Origin of the sequence: Micromonospora craterilacus (assembly GCF_003236315.1) — a bacterium.
GTDB lineage: Bacteria > Actinomycetota > Actinomycetes > Mycobacteriales > Micromonosporaceae > Micromonospora > Micromonospora craterilacus.
Genome location: NZ_POTY01000055.1, coordinates 1 through 16,742 on the forward strand (window position 1 = coordinate 1; position 16,742 = coordinate 16,742).

Below are 16,742 nucleotides of genomic sequence, written 5' to 3' on the forward strand. Positions count from 1 at the left end.
GTTGTCATGACAGCGCCTCCCGTAGGGCGATCCGGGCTCGGCGGACACGGGACTTGACGGTGTTCTCCGGTACCCCCAGCAGCACTGACGCCTCGCGCGGCGAGAGCCCGTCAAGGACGGTGGCCCGCAAGGCGTCGCGGACCTCGGGCGGTAGGACGAGCAGGGCCTGCTCAAGTTCCTGTCCCACCCGGGCAGCCATGACCTCGTCCTCAGCGGCGGGGGCCGTGCTCGGCATGAGCTGTACCTGCGGCACCTGCGCCTGCCGCGCCCGGCGGCGGAACGCGTCCACCAAGCGGTGGGCGGCGATGGTCCACAGCCAACCCACCGCACTCCCCTGGGTCTCGCCGCTGCTCTTGGCCCGGGCGCCGACGAAGCTGCCCGCGGCCCGCCAGACCGTCAGGTACACGTCCTGCAGGACTTCGGCGACCACGTCCGGGTCGGCGCACCGGCGGCGCAGGCGCACCTCCAGCCACGGCGCGGTACGCCGGTAGAGTTCGTCGAACGCCCGCCGATCTCCACGGGCGACTCGGCGTACGAGTTCACCCTCGTCAGCAGCGTCTAGGCCGGTCCTCACATCCGGTAAGACGACGGGCCCACCCGGATTAGGTCCCGATCCGATGTGATCGCCGCCACTCCCCACTAGCAACAGGGCACCGGACAGGTGTCAGCGTCATCGCGACGATGCTCGGCCAAAGGTCAGGCCAGCCCAGTCGACCCAGCGGAGCGGCTGGTCAACGACCGGGTAGTCAAGCGGCGAAAGTAGCCATTCCGCCTGCGTGAAGCGCTGAAATCCGACACCCAGCCCCCTTCCTGTCAGAGTGACAGTAAGCCTATGGTCGATTCATGTCTGACGATCGCTGGGTTCCGCCGACCGTTCTTCTTGCGGTTGACCTCGTCATATTCACCTTGCGGGAATCCCGGCTGCATGTGCTGTTGATCCAGCGCGGGATTGAGCCCTATCAGGGCGCCTTGGCTCTGCCCGGCGGTTTCCTCAGCCACGAGAGGGAAGACCTCGTGACGGCCGCCCATCGAGAGCTTGCCGAGGAGGCTGGCTTGGGGCTGGATCAGTTGCACCTCGAACAGCTTGGTATCTACGGCCTGCCGGATCGCGACCCCCGAGGTCGGGTTGTCTCTGCGGCTTACCTGGCAATCGCTCCTCGGCTACCCGAGCCGGTTGCCGGCACCGACGCGTCCCAGGCGTGTTGGACCCCGGTGGCACAGGCGCTGTCCGGTGACGCGCAGCTCGCCTTCGATCATGAGCAGATCCTGACCGACGGTGTCGAACGGGCGCGGGAGAAGTTGGAGCGGTCGGCGCTCGCCACCGCATTTTGCGGTCCGACTTTCACCATCGTGGAGCTCCAGGACGTCTACGAAGCGGTGTGGGGCGTGCGGCTGGATCCGCGGAATTTCTACCGGAAAGTGCAGAGCGTAGACGGCTTCATCGTCCCCGCCGGCACGAGTCGCAAGACCGAAGGGGGGCGTCCCGCCCGGCTGTTTCGCCCCGGACCCCGCACGACTCTTCATCCTCCGATGACCCGACCCCATGGCCAGGCAGACAAGGAGACAGCGTGAGTACGAACAGCGGTGTCGTCGTGATCCTCACGGCGCTGAACCTCGAGTACGAAGCGGTCCGCGACCAGCTGACCGACCTGCGGGTGCGTCTGCACCCCGCCGGCACCCGCTTCGAAGTCGGCCGGATCGACCAAAGCGACTGCCGAGTCGCGCTGGGGCTGGTCGGCAAGGGCAATCATCCGGCCGCGGTGCTCACGGAGCGGGCGATGGCTGAGTTTTCCCCGACCGCTGTGCTGTTCGTGGGAGTCGCCGGTGGTCTGTGGCCCAACATCCGCCTCGGCGACGTCGTCGTCGCCAGCAAGATCTACGCCTACCACGGCGGCACCAGCGAGGACGACGGCCTGAAGGCCCGACCGAAGGCGTGGGAGATCCCCCATGAGGCCGACCAGATCGCCCAGCATGTCGCCAGGTCCACCGCCTGGCGTCGCGGTCTTCCCGCAGACGCAGCACCCTACGTCCATTTCGGGCCGATCGCCGCAGGAGAGGTTGTCCAGGACTCGGGGATCTCCGAACAGGCCCGCTGGATCCGTCAGCACTACAACGACGCCGTGGCGATCGAGATGGAGGCGGCCGGTGTGGCCCAGGCGGGCCACCTCAACCGGGCCCTGCCCGTGGTGGTCGTCCGCGGCATCAGCGACCACGCCGACGGCAGCAAGGCAGCCACCGACGGCAAGAACTGGCAACCGAAGGCCGCACGTCACGCCGCGGCGTTCGCCACCGCGCTGGCGCGAGAACTGAATACCGATGGTCCGACCGGCCAAACAGGCGCAGCGGACCGGCAAAGGAGCCCAACGATGCATATGAGCAACCGCAACATCGCCAGCGGAAACGCTCAGGTCGGGGTGCAGGCCGGGCAGATTTACGGCAACGTCAACGTCGGCGCTGGCGCCGAGCGGCCGATCGATCTGGCAACGAGCCTCGCTGACCTGCGAACGCACCTCAAGCAGGCTCACCGCGATGGGCGTCTGGACGAGGAAACCTATGCCGCCGCCGAGTCGGAGCTGGATGTCGCATCGGATTGCATCTCGGCGGGCAAGCCCGAGAAGAAGGGCGGTCTACTTGTCGCGCTCAAGCGGTTGCGGGGTCTGGTAGCCGACGTAGCCGAACTGGCGGCGCGGCTCGCGGCGATCATCGCCGCAGTCCGGGGCATGTCATGACGACCCCCACCGCGACCAACGTCGCTCACGGAGATGCGCACGTCGACGTGCAGGCAGGCGTCGTCCACGGTGACATCAACTTCTACCGGCTTCCGCCGGACCCCAATCCTCAGGATCAGTTCGCCGCCGCCATGCACTATCTCGACGGGCGGGTTCGTGACCAGGCGCGCACGCTCATCGAGAAGGCGGTCGCCGGCGGCTATGTCACCGCGGAGGTCCAGTTCTTCCGGCTCATAGCCCTGTTGAGCGGACGTACCCTGCGTCAACTCGCGCCCGAGGAATTGGATCGCCTCATCGCCATCTGCGCCAGCCTGCCCCACCTCGACAACCGTGACGAGTGGGTTGCGGGCTTGAAGGTGATCGGCCGCCTCCTGACCCCGATTTGCGATGCCGAGACGGATCTCGTGGTCAAGGAGATCGACGCACTGAACAAGCGTCAGCGAGACGAGATCTACGGCCACCTCGAGGCATTGCTCGAGGGTGCGATGCAGGATGAGATGTGGTGGAAGTCCGTCGCCTTGGCGCAGTTGCAGCGCACGACGGGCGACCGGCACACGAGAATTTGGAAGTTCTTTCACCCCACACCCGCTCAGCCTCGGACTCTGCCGGTGCAGCCCGCCGCTGTTCCGCTCCGCGACTGGCTCGGTGCCGGCGCCGGCGTTGGCGTGTTCACCCTCGCCGTGGTGCAAATGAGCGTGCTGGTGGCGGCTCGCGGCACGCTCGACCCGTACCTCGGGCTGCTCGCCGGCCTGATCGGGCTGGCATCCTTCTGTCTCGGCGGGGCGGACCGGTATTACCGCGAGACACGGCTGCGCGTGAAGGAAGCACAGATCCGTCCACCACAGCAAAGGCGACGGGAGGCACCACCAGATGGCTTTGCTCGCAAGGTGGACCGTCTCTTCGACCGCTACTTCCGACGGTACGTCCCACGAGGTACCGACCGAGCCTACTGGCTCGCGCAGACGGCGGGCATCCGGCGGCACCTCCGCGACGAGGTCGTCGAACTCTACCGGGAACAACGCATCGAGGTCGACCGGGTCGCCTGGCTCGTTCGACACCTGGTGAGCGATGTCCGAGGGCAATGGGAGCGGGACACGTTGACGGCGTACCGCCAGCAGTTGCGCACTCCCGCCAAGACCTGGGTCCTCAACGCGGGAGGACTGGCTCTCCTCGCCGCCGGGTGTTTCTGGGCAGTACCTGCCGTCGTGACCACCGCCCCGTTGTCCGGCACATTCTGGCTTCTGCTCACGGCGGTATCTGCAGTGCTGGCGATACGCTCGTCGTTCCGGATCGTCGCCGAACGCCGCAGGGTCGTCGATGACCAGGCAGAACGAGACGATAAGGACACCGCCCGTTGGGAGGCGTACCACCGGTGGCGCCACAAGCTGTCCGACAAGCCGTCGGACACCGAGATGGCTGCCTGGTTGGAGAGCGACCGCAAAGTCTTGGTCAACCAGGCCATGCAGCAGTACCGACTGCGCCCCAGCCAGGTGATCGCACACGCTTTCATCGAAGCACCGGCGCCGTCCTGCAAGAAGGCCCGGTACCCCCAGGGACCGTGGCGGTACTCCCGATACCGTCTGCTGCTGTTCCTGCTCACCGACGACGGCGTTCGGCAGGTCAACATCGATCTCGAATTCGAGACCGTCGCGAGCCACACCACCCAACGCCTCAACTACCGCTTTGACGCCGTCGCTGCGGTCCGGATCGACGGGATCGCGACCCGGCAGCAGACCTTCGAGCTGACGCTCTTCAACGGAGAACCCATATCCATCCGGGTAACCGAACCCGACAACGAGACGCTCCAGGACGACGAGAACGCTGCCAAGATCGCCGAGCTGTCGCTGGACGCGGCCGGGCTCAATCACACCCTGCACGTCCTCGAAGGCGTCGCTGCCGAAGGCAAAGAATGGGTAAAACACCGACGCCGCCGCGCCAACGAAAGACTCGCCAACCTCGCAAGCGCCATACGCGGGCTACTCGACTAGCCATGGCCGCAATCACGCCCCTACAGGGGCTCGGGTAAGAGGCGACTCATTCCGGTGGTGCCGCATGTTGCTGCTGACGGACCAGCCCTCGCGGAACGACCCAAACACCACGACGGTGGGAACCGCCGGCGCGGAGTGACGTTTCAGCACGGTCAGGTCGGGGTTGCGAGGGGATTCCGACCGGCGTCTCCCGGAATCTGGGGCTTGCGCACCTGTCACCGAAGCCGATATGTTAACGATAACATCGATGGTAGTCCATCAAGTCTCGAGCCCCGGACTTATGGAATCGGGCGAGTGCCCACCGCCGCCGGGCGGCACACAATGCACAGCCCGGGCGTCGAGGGTCGCCTACCGCCGCGACACCGCCTGCCCGCCTGCCGTCCTCTGACAACGGGCCGACCCAGCCCGTGGCGTGCGGGAGTCACCCCTGTCCCACCACCAGAGAGGTCAACACGATGGCCCTGAGCCGACGAGCATTCACCCTGGGTGCGGTCGCCACCGCGGGACTCACCGCGTACGGCCTGACGATCAACCCGCCGCCCGCAGCGGCAGCCACCTACACCGGGTACCTGAAGACCTACTTCACCGAGTCACCGAATCAGTCGGGGGCCAACTACGGCCTGCACCTTGCGGTCAGCCGGGACGGTCTGAACTGGACCCCCCTCAACCAGAACAACCCGGTGGTCACCCCGACCGCCGGTGACCTCGGGCTGCGCGATCCGTTCATCCACCGCAAGCAGGACGGCACCTTCGTGGTGGTCGCCACCGACCTGTACGGCCTCAACTTCGGCCGCAACAGCCAGTACCTGCACGTGTACGACTCGACCAACCTGACCAGCTTCACCGGATACCGCCGGATCCAGATGCACACCTACGCCAACGTCCACACCTGGGCACCGACCGTGTTCTGGGACGCCGGGCGGGGGCAGTACGCCATCGTCTACTCGGCCAACACCACCACGGACCTGTTCCTGGTGAACTACACGAGCGACTTCCGCACGGTGAGCGCGCCGCAGACCTACTTCAGCCCGGGTTTCCCGGTGCTCGACGCCGACATCCACGTCGAGGGCGGCGTGACGTACATGTACTACAAGAACCTCGCCAACGGGTACCTGTACGGCGCCCGGTCGAACACCGGCGCCCCGAACAGCTTCACCACCTACACCAGCGGCCTGCGCCAGGGCAACGCCATCGAGGGTGCGCATCTGGTCAGGCGCAACGACGGCGCTGGCTGGTGGCTCTGGGGCGACTCGTTCAGCCCGGTCAACAACGACTTCTACCTCTGGTCCACCGGCAACCTCGGCGCCAACGCGTGGTCCGTGCTGAGCCAGCGGGACTACACCCCGCCGCTGAACTCCAAGCACGGCTCGATCGTCTGCATTACCGAGGCCGAGTACAACGCGGCGGTCACTCGCTGGGGTACGCCCAACTGGGTCCGGCTGAAGTCCTCCAACTTTCCCGACTACTTCGTACGGCACGCCAACCGCACGGTACGCATCGACCCGTACCCGTTCGAGCCGTACCGGGATCAGCTCTGGCGGATGGTGCCCGGACTCGCCGATGCGACCGGGGTGTCGTTCGAGTCGGTCAGCGTGCCCGGCAGCTTCCTGCGGCACAGCGGCTACGTGGCGCGGCTGGACCCCAACGACAACACCGCGACGTTCCGGGCCGACGCCACCTTCTACCGCGTCGCCGGACTCGCCGATGGTTCCTGGTCGTCGTTCCGCTCGTACAACTTCCCCACGTACTACCTACGGCACGCCGGATATGTGCTGCGCATCGATCCTCTCAGCTCGTCCTCGAGCGCCGGCGACCGCCAGGACGCCACCTTCCGGATCACTTCGTGACCATCCCCGACGGTATGGGCGGGCGGCACCCGAGGCCCGGGTCCGCCCGCCCTGCCGGTCACTGGACCGTCACGTCGTCCAGGTACAGGTTGTCGGTGCCCGAGGCTGTCTCGACGTAGAAGCGGGCGTTCGTCAGGGTTCCGCTCCACGACACGGTGGCCGCGCCGGTGAGCTGGGTCCAACCGTTCGCGTTCAACGTCGCCGCCGGTGTGAGCTGGACGTAGCTGGTGGTGCCGTTGGCGGTCACCGCCAAGGTGGGCCGCACCGAGGGGGTCCCGCTCTGCGACCGTACCCACACGGTCGTCGTGTATGTCCGGCCGTTGGTCAACTTCGAGGTCAGGTCCTGGCTGGGGCCGTTCCACGAGGCCGTACGCCCGGTGTGCAGCAGCGACCGGGAGCCGCCACGGACGACGTTGGTGTCGGGCGTCAGCGTGCCGCTGCCGAACACCGACCACCCGGTCGTGCCGCTCTCCATGTTGCCGTTGGTCACCAGGTTGGCGCCGGGGCCGGCGGTGAACCGCCAGTTGTTGATGTTGAACAGGTAGCCGCTGCCGCCGGTGAAGCGCAGGTACAGGTCGCGGGTGCCGGTGGCACCGTTGACGTTGCAGGTGGTGTTCGTCCAATTCTGCCAACCGCCGGTGCCGGTCACGGCGCAGGCGCCGACCAGCGGGCCGGTGCTGCTGTCCAGCCGCAGCTCGATGGTGCCGCCGCCGCTTCCCGAGGCGACCCGCGCGGTGAAGGACGAGGCACCAACGCCGAAGGCAACACCCTTGACCCGAATCCAGTCGCCGTTCTCGATGAAGCCGACGTTCATCCCACCTTCGCTGGACGGCTCGGTCTCGATGCCGTTGGCCCAGTCAATGGTCTCGGCCTCCTGGGTGACGTACGGATTGAGGGTGCCGACCTGGGGTGGGCCGGCGGTGGTCATGTTCATGGTCGGGATCGACCCGTCGGCGCGGTAGCTGAACCTCTCCACCGCGACCGATCGGGTGAAGCCACCACCGCTGGGCAACGCCCCGTTATGGTAGAAGAAGTACGAGTTGCCGGCGAAGTCGATAATGCCGGGATGGTTGGTGAAGCTGCTTCCCTGCCGCGGCATGACAGTGCCCCGATAGGTCCACGGCCCGGTCGGCCCAGGCGCGGTGGAGTACGCGATGAATTCCGAGCAGCACTCCGCGGCGAAGACGTTGTAGTACACGCCGTTGCGCTTGTAGACCCACGGGCCTTCCTCGTACAACGTGGGCCGGCTCGGGTTCCCGGTCCGGGTGCCGAACCCGGCGGTGGTCAGCGGGATCTGGGTGAGGCCGCCCGAGTACGAGATCATGTCCGCGTTCAACCGGACGTACCACAGGTTCGGGTTGCCCCAGTAGAGGTAGGCCTGGCCGTTGTCGTCGACGAAGGCGTGCGGGTCGATCTCGCCGTTGCCCAGCAGTGGCCGGCCGAGCGCGTCCCGGAAGGGCCCGGTCGGCGAACTCGACACCCCGACACCGATCACCATCTGTCCGTTCGAACGCTGCCGGACCGGGACGTACCAGTAGAACTGGCCGTTGCGCTCGATCACGTGACCCGCCCAGGCGTTGGCGTCCGCCCAGCTGAACGTCGCCAGGTTCATCGGGACGCCGTGGTCGGTCCAGTTCACCATGTCCGCCGACGAGAACACCCGCCACTCGCGCATGGTGAAGTAGGTCGAGCCGTCCTCGTCGCGGCCGGTGTAGACGTACACCCGGCCGTTGTGCACCAGCGGTGCCGGATCGGCCGTGTAGACGTGCTGGACGATCGGGTTGTCCGCCCTCGCCGGAGCGGCGAGGAACGTCGCCAACATCAACGGAACCAGCAACCAGGCGATTCCACGCCTGGTTCTGCCGCTGGGCGGCAGCGGGGATGCGAAATTCACAACGGACTCCTGTAATTGGTGGTGTGGTCGCCTCGTGCGGCCGTCTGGCAGCGCCGACCGCGGGCTCCGTCGGAACCCTCGACTCGAAGGCGGGATGGCCGGTGTGCCGTCAGGTCCCGATCGCGATCGCGAAGATGTGCATGGTGGGTACGCCGGCCGCGGGTCGAGCGCTGATGTTGGGCAACTCGACGCGGGCCACCGGCTTGTTCTGCAACGCCACGCCCACGTAGTAGACGCAGGCGGGTACGGTCACGCGCTGGTTGCCCGGCCGGTTCTGGTACGTCGTCACGATGGCGGCGGTGCCGCCGGCGTGTGGGCCGCCGTACCAGTCGGGGGTGCTGAGGGTGAACGTCTGGCGCGTACCGTCGGCGTAGACCACCGCGGCGGTTCCCGACACGGCGCCGTAGCTGCTGGTCGCGAGAAAGCCGAGCGTACGACCGGTGCCGGTCACGCTGACGGACTGGCCCGAGGCGATGGCGTTGTCGGCACCGCCCGCCGCGACGTTGGGCCAGCGGAAGTTCACCCCGTTACGGCTCACCGTGCTGCCCGGGGTGACGCCGGCCTGGGCCAGGGCCTGCGCGGAGAGGGTGGCGCCGTTGCCGTCGAAGTTCCCGGCGTCGGTGTTGGTGTCGTTGGTGGTGCTGGCGTTGGTGAAGCTCTGTTCCAGGGTCGGCGTGGTTGTCCCGGAGCCGGTGGCCCGGTAGGTCCGCCCGCCCTGCACGGTGACCTCGATGAGGTCGGTCTCGATCCGCCGGGTCTGGACCGCCGCGCCGCTAGCGACGTCGACCACGGTGTGGCTGCTGGCGAACAGCCGCCCGCGCAGCCGCACGGTGCTGGCCCGGTCCGGCCGGATGAGGATCTCGCCGGCCCGGCCGTTGCTCCAGGTGATGCCGACGGTGTGCCCGCCCCGGGCACGCAGGCCCGCCACCCGTCCGTTGGGCCAGGCCGTGGGCAGCGCCGGCAGGATATGCAACTCGCCCGCGTGGCTCTGCAGCAGCATCTCGGCGATGCCGGCGGTGGCGCCGAAGTTGCCGTCGATCTGGAACGGCGGGTGCAGGTCGAACATGTTCGGTGCGAGCCGGGCCGGTGTGGCGAGGAAACGGATCAGGTCATGGGCCCGGTTGCCCTCCTCCATCCGTGCCCAGAAGTTGATTTTCCAGGCCAGCGACCAGCCCGTACCGTCGTCGCCCCGGATCTCCAGCGTCCGCCGCGCCGCCTCGAACAGCTGCGGCGTGCCGCGCCTGGTGATCTGGTTGCTGGGCGCCAGTCCGTACAGGTGCGAGATGTGCCGGTGGGTCCGCTCGGTCTCCACCCAGTCGTAGAGCCACTCCATGATGTTGCCGCGCGAACCGATCCGGGTCGGCGCCAGCCGGTCACGGGTGGCCCGGACCTGGGCCCGGAAGGTGGCGTCGGTGTTGAGGATCTCGCTCGCCCGGGCACACCCGTCGAAGAGGTCACGCAGGATCTGGTTGTCCATGGTGGGGCCGGCGCACACGCTGGCGTTCGCGTGGTGGCCGATCTCCGGCGAGTTCGACGGGTTGGTCACCAGGTAGCCGAGGGTCGGTTCGGTCACCAGGGTGTCGAGGAAGAACTGGGCGGCACCCTTCATCGCCGGGTAGTTCGCCCGCAGGAACTCGATGTCGCCGGTGAACAGGTAATGGTCCCAGATCAGGGTGGCCAGCCAGGCGCCACCGGTCTGCCACATTCCCCAGAACGCGCCGTCGACCACGGAGGTGGCCCGCCAGGCGTCGGTGTTGTGATGGGTGACCCACCCGCCGGCGCCGTACTGCACCTGGGCGGTGCGGGCCCCGGTGACCGCGAGGTCCCGGACCAGGTCGAACACCGGACCATGGCACTCGGGCAGGTTGGTCGTGTTGGCCAGCCAGTAGTTCATCGGCAGGTTGGCGTTGATGGTGTACTTCGAGTCCCACGCCGGGGTGAGCGAGTCGTTCCAGATGCCCTGAAGGTTGGCCGGCTGGGTGCCGGGACGCGAGGACGAGATCAGCAGGTAGCGGCCGAACTGGAACAACAGCGCGGAGAACTGTGGGTCGTTGACGCTGTTGTGCTGGGCGATCCGGACGTCGGTCGGCTGGTCCGCGGCGGAGGTGCGGCCGAGGTCGAGGCTGACCCGCCCGAAAAGCGCCTGGTAGTCGGCCAGGTGCCGAGCACGCAGCTGGTCGTAGCTGCTGGCCCGGGCGGCGGTGAGGTGCCGCCGCGCGATGCCCTGGTAGTCGCCACCGACGTTGCGGTAGTTGACGTAGCTGGAGCCGATCGAGACCAGCAGGGTCACGCTGGTGGCATTGGTGACCCGCAGCGTGCCGCCAGAACTGCTCGCGGTGCCACCGGTGACGGTGGCGTTGGCCAACGCGTAGAAGCGGACCGCGCCGGTGACGCCCTCCTGGTTGCCGGAGACGCCGTCGAGGGCGATCGTGGTGCCGTCCGGGCTGGACAGCGTCGTCCGCTGCGGGCTGTCGAACGTGGCGGTGAAGGTGATCGAGGCGGTCCGGTCGGCGGTCAGGCGCATCGCGATGACCTGGTCGGGGGCGCTGGCGAACACCTCTCGCTGATACCGCACCCCGTTCATCACGTACGTCACGGAGGTGGTCGCGGTGGTGAGGTCCAGCTGCCGGTCGTACTGCGACGCCCCGCCCGAGGTGGGGAAGGTCAGCCGTAGGTTGCCGACGGTCTGGTAGGCCAGTTGCCCGACCGGATTGCCGAGCATGTTCTGGTTGACCAGGTCCTGGGCCTGGGTCCACTGGTTGGCGAAGACCAGCCGCCGGATCTCCGGCAGCGCACCCAGACCCCTGGTGTTGCTGGGATCGTGCGGTCCGCCGGCCCAGACGGTGTCCTCGTTGAGCTGCAGTCGTTCCGTGTCGACGTTGCCGAAGACCATGGCGCCGAGTCGGCCGTTGCCGATCGGCAGCGCCCGTAACCAGTCGGTGCCGGCGCCCGCGCTGTACCAGAGGGCCATGTCGCCGGCGGCCAGCACCTGCGGCGGTGCCGCCGAGTCCGCACGAGCCATGGCGGTCCATGGCAGTGGCAGCAGGGCGCCACTCGCACCTGCCGCGCCAATCTTGAGGGCTTTCCGTCGGGTCAGGTCTGACATCGATCCTCCAACCGGTGACCGAGCCGGCCACCCGAAGTGCGGGAGCTATGAGAGTCGATATTCGGATCCCCGGCCCGGCCTCGGTGACCAGACCGGACAGTTTTGCGGTGACGTTGGGGTTGGCGGCCAGGGCGGCGAGCGGGCCTCATATCGGGCCCATCCACATGCGATGCCGTCGCACACGAAGGCGCTCTGCGAACGTTAACATCGATGGCCATGATGTTTCCACCCCTGCGGCCCCCGGAGATCGGGCGACCCGACACCGCGCAATGGGAGCCGCTGCTTCAATTTACAGACGTCGATGTCAGCGCTAACATCATCGCTGTCAGAGCGACATCACCCCGGCAGCCAACCACGGCTGGGACCGGCCGGATCCGCGCTGAATGCACCCGCCGCCGCCACCCGGCATGTCACTCCGGCTAGGGCCGCAGGCAGGCGTCCTCCAGCGCTGCAACGAGCATGGTGCAGGGGTCATCGCCCCCGCCTCGACCAACGGCAACCAAGCCGGGCCAGTCATCGCCACGCCAGCAACCGGCCGCCGGACCGATCACCTTGTCGACAAGGAGGAACCCCGTGCGTAACCCGAAGAGATGGCTGACGGCCGTCCTGGGCGTCCTGACATTGACCCTCACGGCGACCGTCGCCGACGGGATCGTCGGTCCCCGTCCCGCGCAGGCCCTGAACAACGGCGTCGCCCGCACCCCACCGATGGGCTGGAACACCTGGAACACGTTCGGCTGCAACATCGACGAGACGCTCATCCGCCAGATGGCCGACGCGATCGTCAACAACGGTCTGCGGGACCTCGGGTACCGGTACATCGTCGTCGACGACTGCTGGTTCAACCCGAACCGGGACGCGCAGGGCAACCTGCAGGCCCATCCGCAACGGTTCCCGAGCGGGATGAAGGCTCTCGGCGACTACCTGCACGCCCGGGGTCTGCTGTTCGGTATCTACCAGGTTCCGCTGGACCGGACCTGTGCCCAGTACTTCGGCGCCTTCCCCGGTTCCACTGGCAGCCTCGGCCACGAGTACCAGGACGCCCGGCAGTTCGCCGCCTGGGGCGTGGACTACCTCAAGTACGACTGGTGCTCCCCCACCGGCAGCATCAACGACCAGGTGGCGAGGTTCGGCATCATGCGTGACGCGTTGGCGGCGACCGGCCGGCCGATCGTCTACAGCATCAACTCCAACAGCATCCACGAGAAGACCGGGCCGCAGCGCAACTGGAGCGATGTGGCGAACCTCTGGCGGACCACCGAGGACATCACCAACGCGTGGAACACTGGCCAGACCAACGGCTATCCGATGGGTATCCAGAACATCGTCAACGTCAACGTCCCCCTTGCCGGATATGCCGCACCGGGCGGGTTCAACGACCCGGACATGCTGGAGGTTGGCAACGGCGGCATGACCGACACCGAGATGCGCAGCCACTTCGCGTTGTGGACGATGATGGCGGCACCGCTCATGATGGGCAACGACCTGCGCTCGGCCAGTGCGGCGACACTGGCCATCCTCAGGAACCAGAACCTGATCGCGATCAACCAGGACACCCTCGGACTCCAGGCGGTCCAGGTGTCCAACGACGGCACCCGGCGCGTTCTGGCCAAGCGGCTGGCCAACGGCGACGTCGCGGTCGCCCTGTTCAACCAGGGTGGCTCCACCACGACGGTCTCCACCACGGCGGCGGCGATCGGCAAGACCGGCACCTCGTTCTCGCTGCGGGACGCGTGGACCAACGGCACCGCCACCACCGCCGGGACCATCGCCGCGAGCGTGCCGGCCCACGGCACGGTGGTGTACCGGGTCAGCGGCGGCGGCACCACCAACCCACCGAGCACGTTCCGGCTGCGCAGCGAGTCGGCCGGGCGATGCCTCGACGTCGACAACTCCAACACCGCCAACGGCACCGGCACCCTGATCTGGGACTGCCACGGCAACGCCAACCAGCAGATCAGCCAGAGCGGCCAAACGCTGCGGATCCTCGGCAAGTGTCTGGACATCCCGACGAACGCGACCAACGGCACCCGGGTGCAAATCTGGGACTGCAACGGCGACACCAACCAGCAGTGGACGTTCAACGGCAACGGCACGGTGAGCAACGTCCGCTCCCCGTCCCTGTGCCTGGATGTCAACAACGGCGGCACCGCAAACGGCACCACGGTGATCGTCTGGTCCTGCCACGGCAACGCCAACCAGCGGTGGAGCCGAGCGTGACCGCGGATTAGCGGTGTTTGGCGTGAGCTGCCGTTTCGTCCTGGCCGGCAGCCGACCGAGGCCAGAAGCGATTTGATCGGACGACCGTTCGGCCTTACGGAGATGTTCGTAAGCGTCGACGAATGCGGTCTCTGATCCTGGCGGCGCCGGGGGTGGGTCTCGGCCGGCGGCCGAGACCCACCCCCGGGTCGTCGCCCGAGGATCAGTTGACCCTGATCGGGGCGAGGTCGAATCGGTCGAGGTTCGGCGCCCACTGGCTGTCCAGCGTGGGCATGCAGGGCGTCGGGCAACCCGAGGCCGTGGCACCGTTGGCCGGGTCGTTGTACATGGTGTTGGTGTTGGTCCCGGCCTTGAGGGTCACCGGCACGCCGCGCGCCCACCAGTTGCCCCACGACCAGGTGTTCTTGAACCAGTACCGGGTGGCATCTGCACTGTTGACGACGAAGTCGATCGGTCGGGAGATGATGTCGGCGTTGTAGACGTGGCCGGTGTCGCGCTCGTCGTTGGCGTAGTGCACGACGAGCATGTAGTCGCCGGCCTGCGCCACGTCGACCTGGAAGGACAGCCGGTTCTGCGGTCCCTGGCCGACCCAGCCGACGTACTGCCCGCCCGAGGCGTAGCCGTGGCTCTGCACTGCCGCGGAACCGGTGAGCGTGGCGGCCTCGGCCTCCACCGTCCGCACCGTTGGCGCGTTCGAGGCTCGGGTGACGCTGAGCCGGTCGAGGCGTACCGGGGTGTTGGCGGCCGGCTGCACGGTCACCCGGTTCACCCCTGCGGACAGGAAGAGGCGGTGCCGGTCGGTCTTGAAGAACGTGCCACCGCCCGGGTTGGCCCGGAGCACGGCGCCGTCGACCGGACGCCGGTCGAGCCCGATGTTCGCGGTGATCGACCCCGGTCGGCCTGGGCTGTTGTGCCGGAACTCCAGGTCGTAGTAGCCGTCCTCCTCGGCGTACACCGAGAACATGGCCTCACCGCCGCGCTTGAGGGTGAGGTGGCCGGCGCCCGACTGCTGGTGGTTGTCGTACTCGTAGGTCACGTCGCCCTTGGTCTGCGACCGCTCGGCCTCATAGCTCCGGGTGACGGTGCCACCGGAGAGCCGTTCGAGGTCGATCCGGTCCAGCGACGCCTGGGCGACCGCCACGCCCAGCTCGGGGTGGGACTTCGCCAGCCGGATCTGGTTCGTTCCCGCCGCAAGCTGGATCACCACGTCCTTGCGGGTGCGCCACTGGAAGTTGAGCGTGGCCTGGTAGTCGACGAACTGCGCGCTGCCGCCGTTGACGGTGAGCACCTGCTGGGACGGCTGACCGGTCTGGTTGCCGTACAGGATGCTCAGCCGGTAGGCGCCGGCCTCGGGCACCTCGACGTCGAACGTCACGGCGCTGGTGTTCTGGGTGAGGTTGCCGACGTGGCGGCTGCCGGAGGTGGCGGCCGCATTCCAGTTCGCCGGTGTCCCGAAGGTCTGGATGGTGCCCGCGGTGACGGTGGCGAGTTCCGCCTCGTACGAGGCGCGCCAGGGCAGGTCCACCGGCTGGCGGCTGCCGGCGCCGCCGGGCGACAGCACGATCTCGTACGCGGACATCAGATCGATGTTCGGTCCGCCGCTGCCGTGGACCCCGAGCCCGCGGACCGGGATCACCAGCGAACCGTTCTCCGGGGCGAGGTCCTGGTCGCGGAGCACCAGCGGTGGCGGGGCGTCGGAATTCTGCCCGCTCCAGGTGGTCGCGGAGAGGGTGACGTTGACGGTGTCACCGAACGTCTCGGGGTCGATGTTGTTGATCACCACGTCGAAGTCGGTGGCCGTCCCGCCGCCGGCGATGATGCGTGCCTGCCGACGGCTGTCGTCGATCGCGGCGATCCCCTCGAGCTTGTCGATGGTGGTAGCTGTCGGTGGTGTCACCTTGACGGTGTCGGCGCCGGCCAGGTCGGCGTACATCTTGTAGAACCACCAGCCACCGCCGGGCTTGTTGGTCTCGACGACGTCGCCGCCGAGCAGACCGGCTGCGGTCCAGTACGCCTTGCCGCCCGCGTCGACCTTGGCCTCTTCGAACATGGCGACGTACTGGAGCAGCTGTCCCGGGACGGTCAGGTCGCGGTTGCCGCCGTACTCGTTGATGTTGATCGGGATCGGGGCGATGCCGCGCTCCCGCTCGAGGTTGCGGTAGGTCTGGTAGTTGGTGCGGAAGTAGTTGCCGTGCAGCGGGTTCAGACCGGTGGAGTCGAGCTGGTGCCAGGACGTGAAGTCGGGCAGCACGTCGTTGTCGCGGGCGAAGGTGAGGAAGTCACCGTAGTTGCGGGCCCGGAACAGTGCGTCGTTGGTGCCCATGACCCGTGCGCCCTGGTGGTGCTCCCGGATGTACTCGACCGCCGCCTTCCAGTGGTTCATGAGGGCGTTCATCCTGGTCTGGTACTGGGCGGCGTTGCCAGTCCCGGTGCTGTACCAGATCCCGTCGGGCTCGTTGAACGGCACGTAGACGATGCGGTCGGCGTACGGGCTGTTGGACACCTGGTCGACCACCCAGGCGAGCTTCTGCATGTAGTTGTCGAAGCAGACCTGGTTGCAGGGGATGACCCCGCCGACGTTCTCGTAGGTCCAGTTCGCGTACATGTCCTGGACGTTGATCTGGATGTAGTCGCCGCCGGTGCGGAAGAACGGCTCGGCCACGACCAGGGCGTCGCCGTTGGGGTGCTGGGCACCGGCGGGTGGCTTCTGGTTGACGGTGGTCAGCCGCAGCGGCTCCAGGGTGTTGTCGCTGGGTACCCCCTCGTCGCTGAGTCCGTACAGGGCACCGCTCGCCGCGCCGCGGAACTCGCCGGTGCGGGTGCCGAGGTCGACGACGAGCTGCTGGGCGGTGGCCTGCTGTTCCTGGGCCTGGGCGGGGACGGTCGCCATCGACGCCGCGGTGACGAGGGCGAGCGCGGTGACGATCGCTGGTACGGATTTCCGGGTCGGCAGTGGTG

The 16,742-nt window shown here is 67.6% G+C and carries 9 protein-coding genes; 5 read left to right on the top strand and 4 right to left on the bottom strand.

From position 1 onward, the window contains the following. Nucleotides 1-4 precede the first annotated feature (4 nt). Nucleotides 5-574 (bottom strand): RNA polymerase sigma factor, encoded by a 570-nt coding sequence (locus tag C1I95_RS11415; RefSeq protein WP_111213776.1) that lies wholly within the window; start codon nucleotides 572-574, stop codon nucleotides 5-7. A 269-nt stretch (nucleotides 575-843) separates the two neighbouring features. Here C1I95_RS11415 and C1I95_RS11420 point away from each other — a divergent pair, with 269 nt between their 5' ends. From C1I95_RS11420 to C1I95_RS11435, 4 genes are all read left to right on the top strand, one after another. Then, nucleotides 844-1,572, top strand: coding sequence for an NUDIX hydrolase (locus tag C1I95_RS11420; RefSeq protein ID WP_111213777.1), 729 nt, complete (start codon nucleotides 844-846; stop codon nucleotides 1,570-1,572). Then, nucleotides 1,569-2,729: a 5'-methylthioadenosine/S-adenosylhomocysteine nucleosidase family protein gene (locus C1I95_RS11425; protein ID WP_111213778.1), complete on the top strand. Its 1,161-nt coding sequence runs from the start codon at nucleotides 1,569-1,571 to the stop codon at nucleotides 2,727-2,729. Before C1I95_RS11420 ends, C1I95_RS11425 begins: the two co-directional genes overlap by 4 nt. Further along, nucleotides 2,726-4,717, top strand: coding sequence for a hypothetical protein (locus C1I95_RS11430; protein ID WP_111213779.1), 1,992 nt, complete (start codon nucleotides 2,726-2,728; stop codon nucleotides 4,715-4,717). Before C1I95_RS11425 ends, C1I95_RS11430 begins: the two co-directional genes overlap by 4 nt. A gap of 455 nt (nucleotides 4,718-5,172) precedes the next feature. Next, a complete protein-coding gene (locus C1I95_RS11435; protein ID WP_111213780.1) occupies nucleotides 5,173-6,564 on the top strand; it encodes a glycoside hydrolase family 43 protein in 1,392 nt (463 codons plus the stop codon). 58 nt (nucleotides 6,565-6,622) lie between these two features. Here the strand turns inward: C1I95_RS11435 and C1I95_RS11440 are convergent, their stop codons facing one another. Beyond that, nucleotides 6,623-8,386, bottom strand: coding sequence for a family 43 glycosylhydrolase (locus tag C1I95_RS11440; protein WP_111213781.1), 1,764 nt, complete (start codon nucleotides 8,384-8,386; stop codon nucleotides 6,623-6,625). Between the two features lie 181 nt (nucleotides 8,387-8,567). After that, nucleotides 8,568-11,480 carry a glycoside hydrolase family 95 protein gene (locus C1I95_RS11445; RefSeq protein WP_233513562.1) on the bottom strand — a complete coding sequence of 971 codons (2,913 nt, stop codon included), beginning with the start codon at nucleotides 11,478-11,480 and terminating at the stop codon, nucleotides 8,568-8,570. Between the two features lie 792 nt (nucleotides 11,481-12,272). On the opposite strand from C1I95_RS11445, the gene C1I95_RS11450 reads away from it, so the two are divergent. Beyond that, the gene (locus C1I95_RS11450; protein ID WP_233513566.1) at nucleotides 12,273-13,784 is read left to right on the top strand and encodes a glycoside hydrolase family 27 protein; all 1,512 of its coding nucleotides are present in this window, start codon (nucleotides 12,273-12,275) and stop codon (nucleotides 13,782-13,784) included. Between the two features lie 202 nt (nucleotides 13,785-13,986). Here C1I95_RS11450 and C1I95_RS11455 read toward each other — a convergent pair whose 3' ends face one another. Beyond that, nucleotides 13,987-16,674 carry a CBM35 domain-containing protein gene (locus C1I95_RS11455; protein ID WP_111213784.1) on the bottom strand — a complete coding sequence of 896 codons (2,688 nt, stop codon included), beginning with the start codon at nucleotides 16,672-16,674 and terminating at the stop codon, nucleotides 13,987-13,989. Nucleotides 16,675-16,742: the final 68 nt, after the last annotated feature.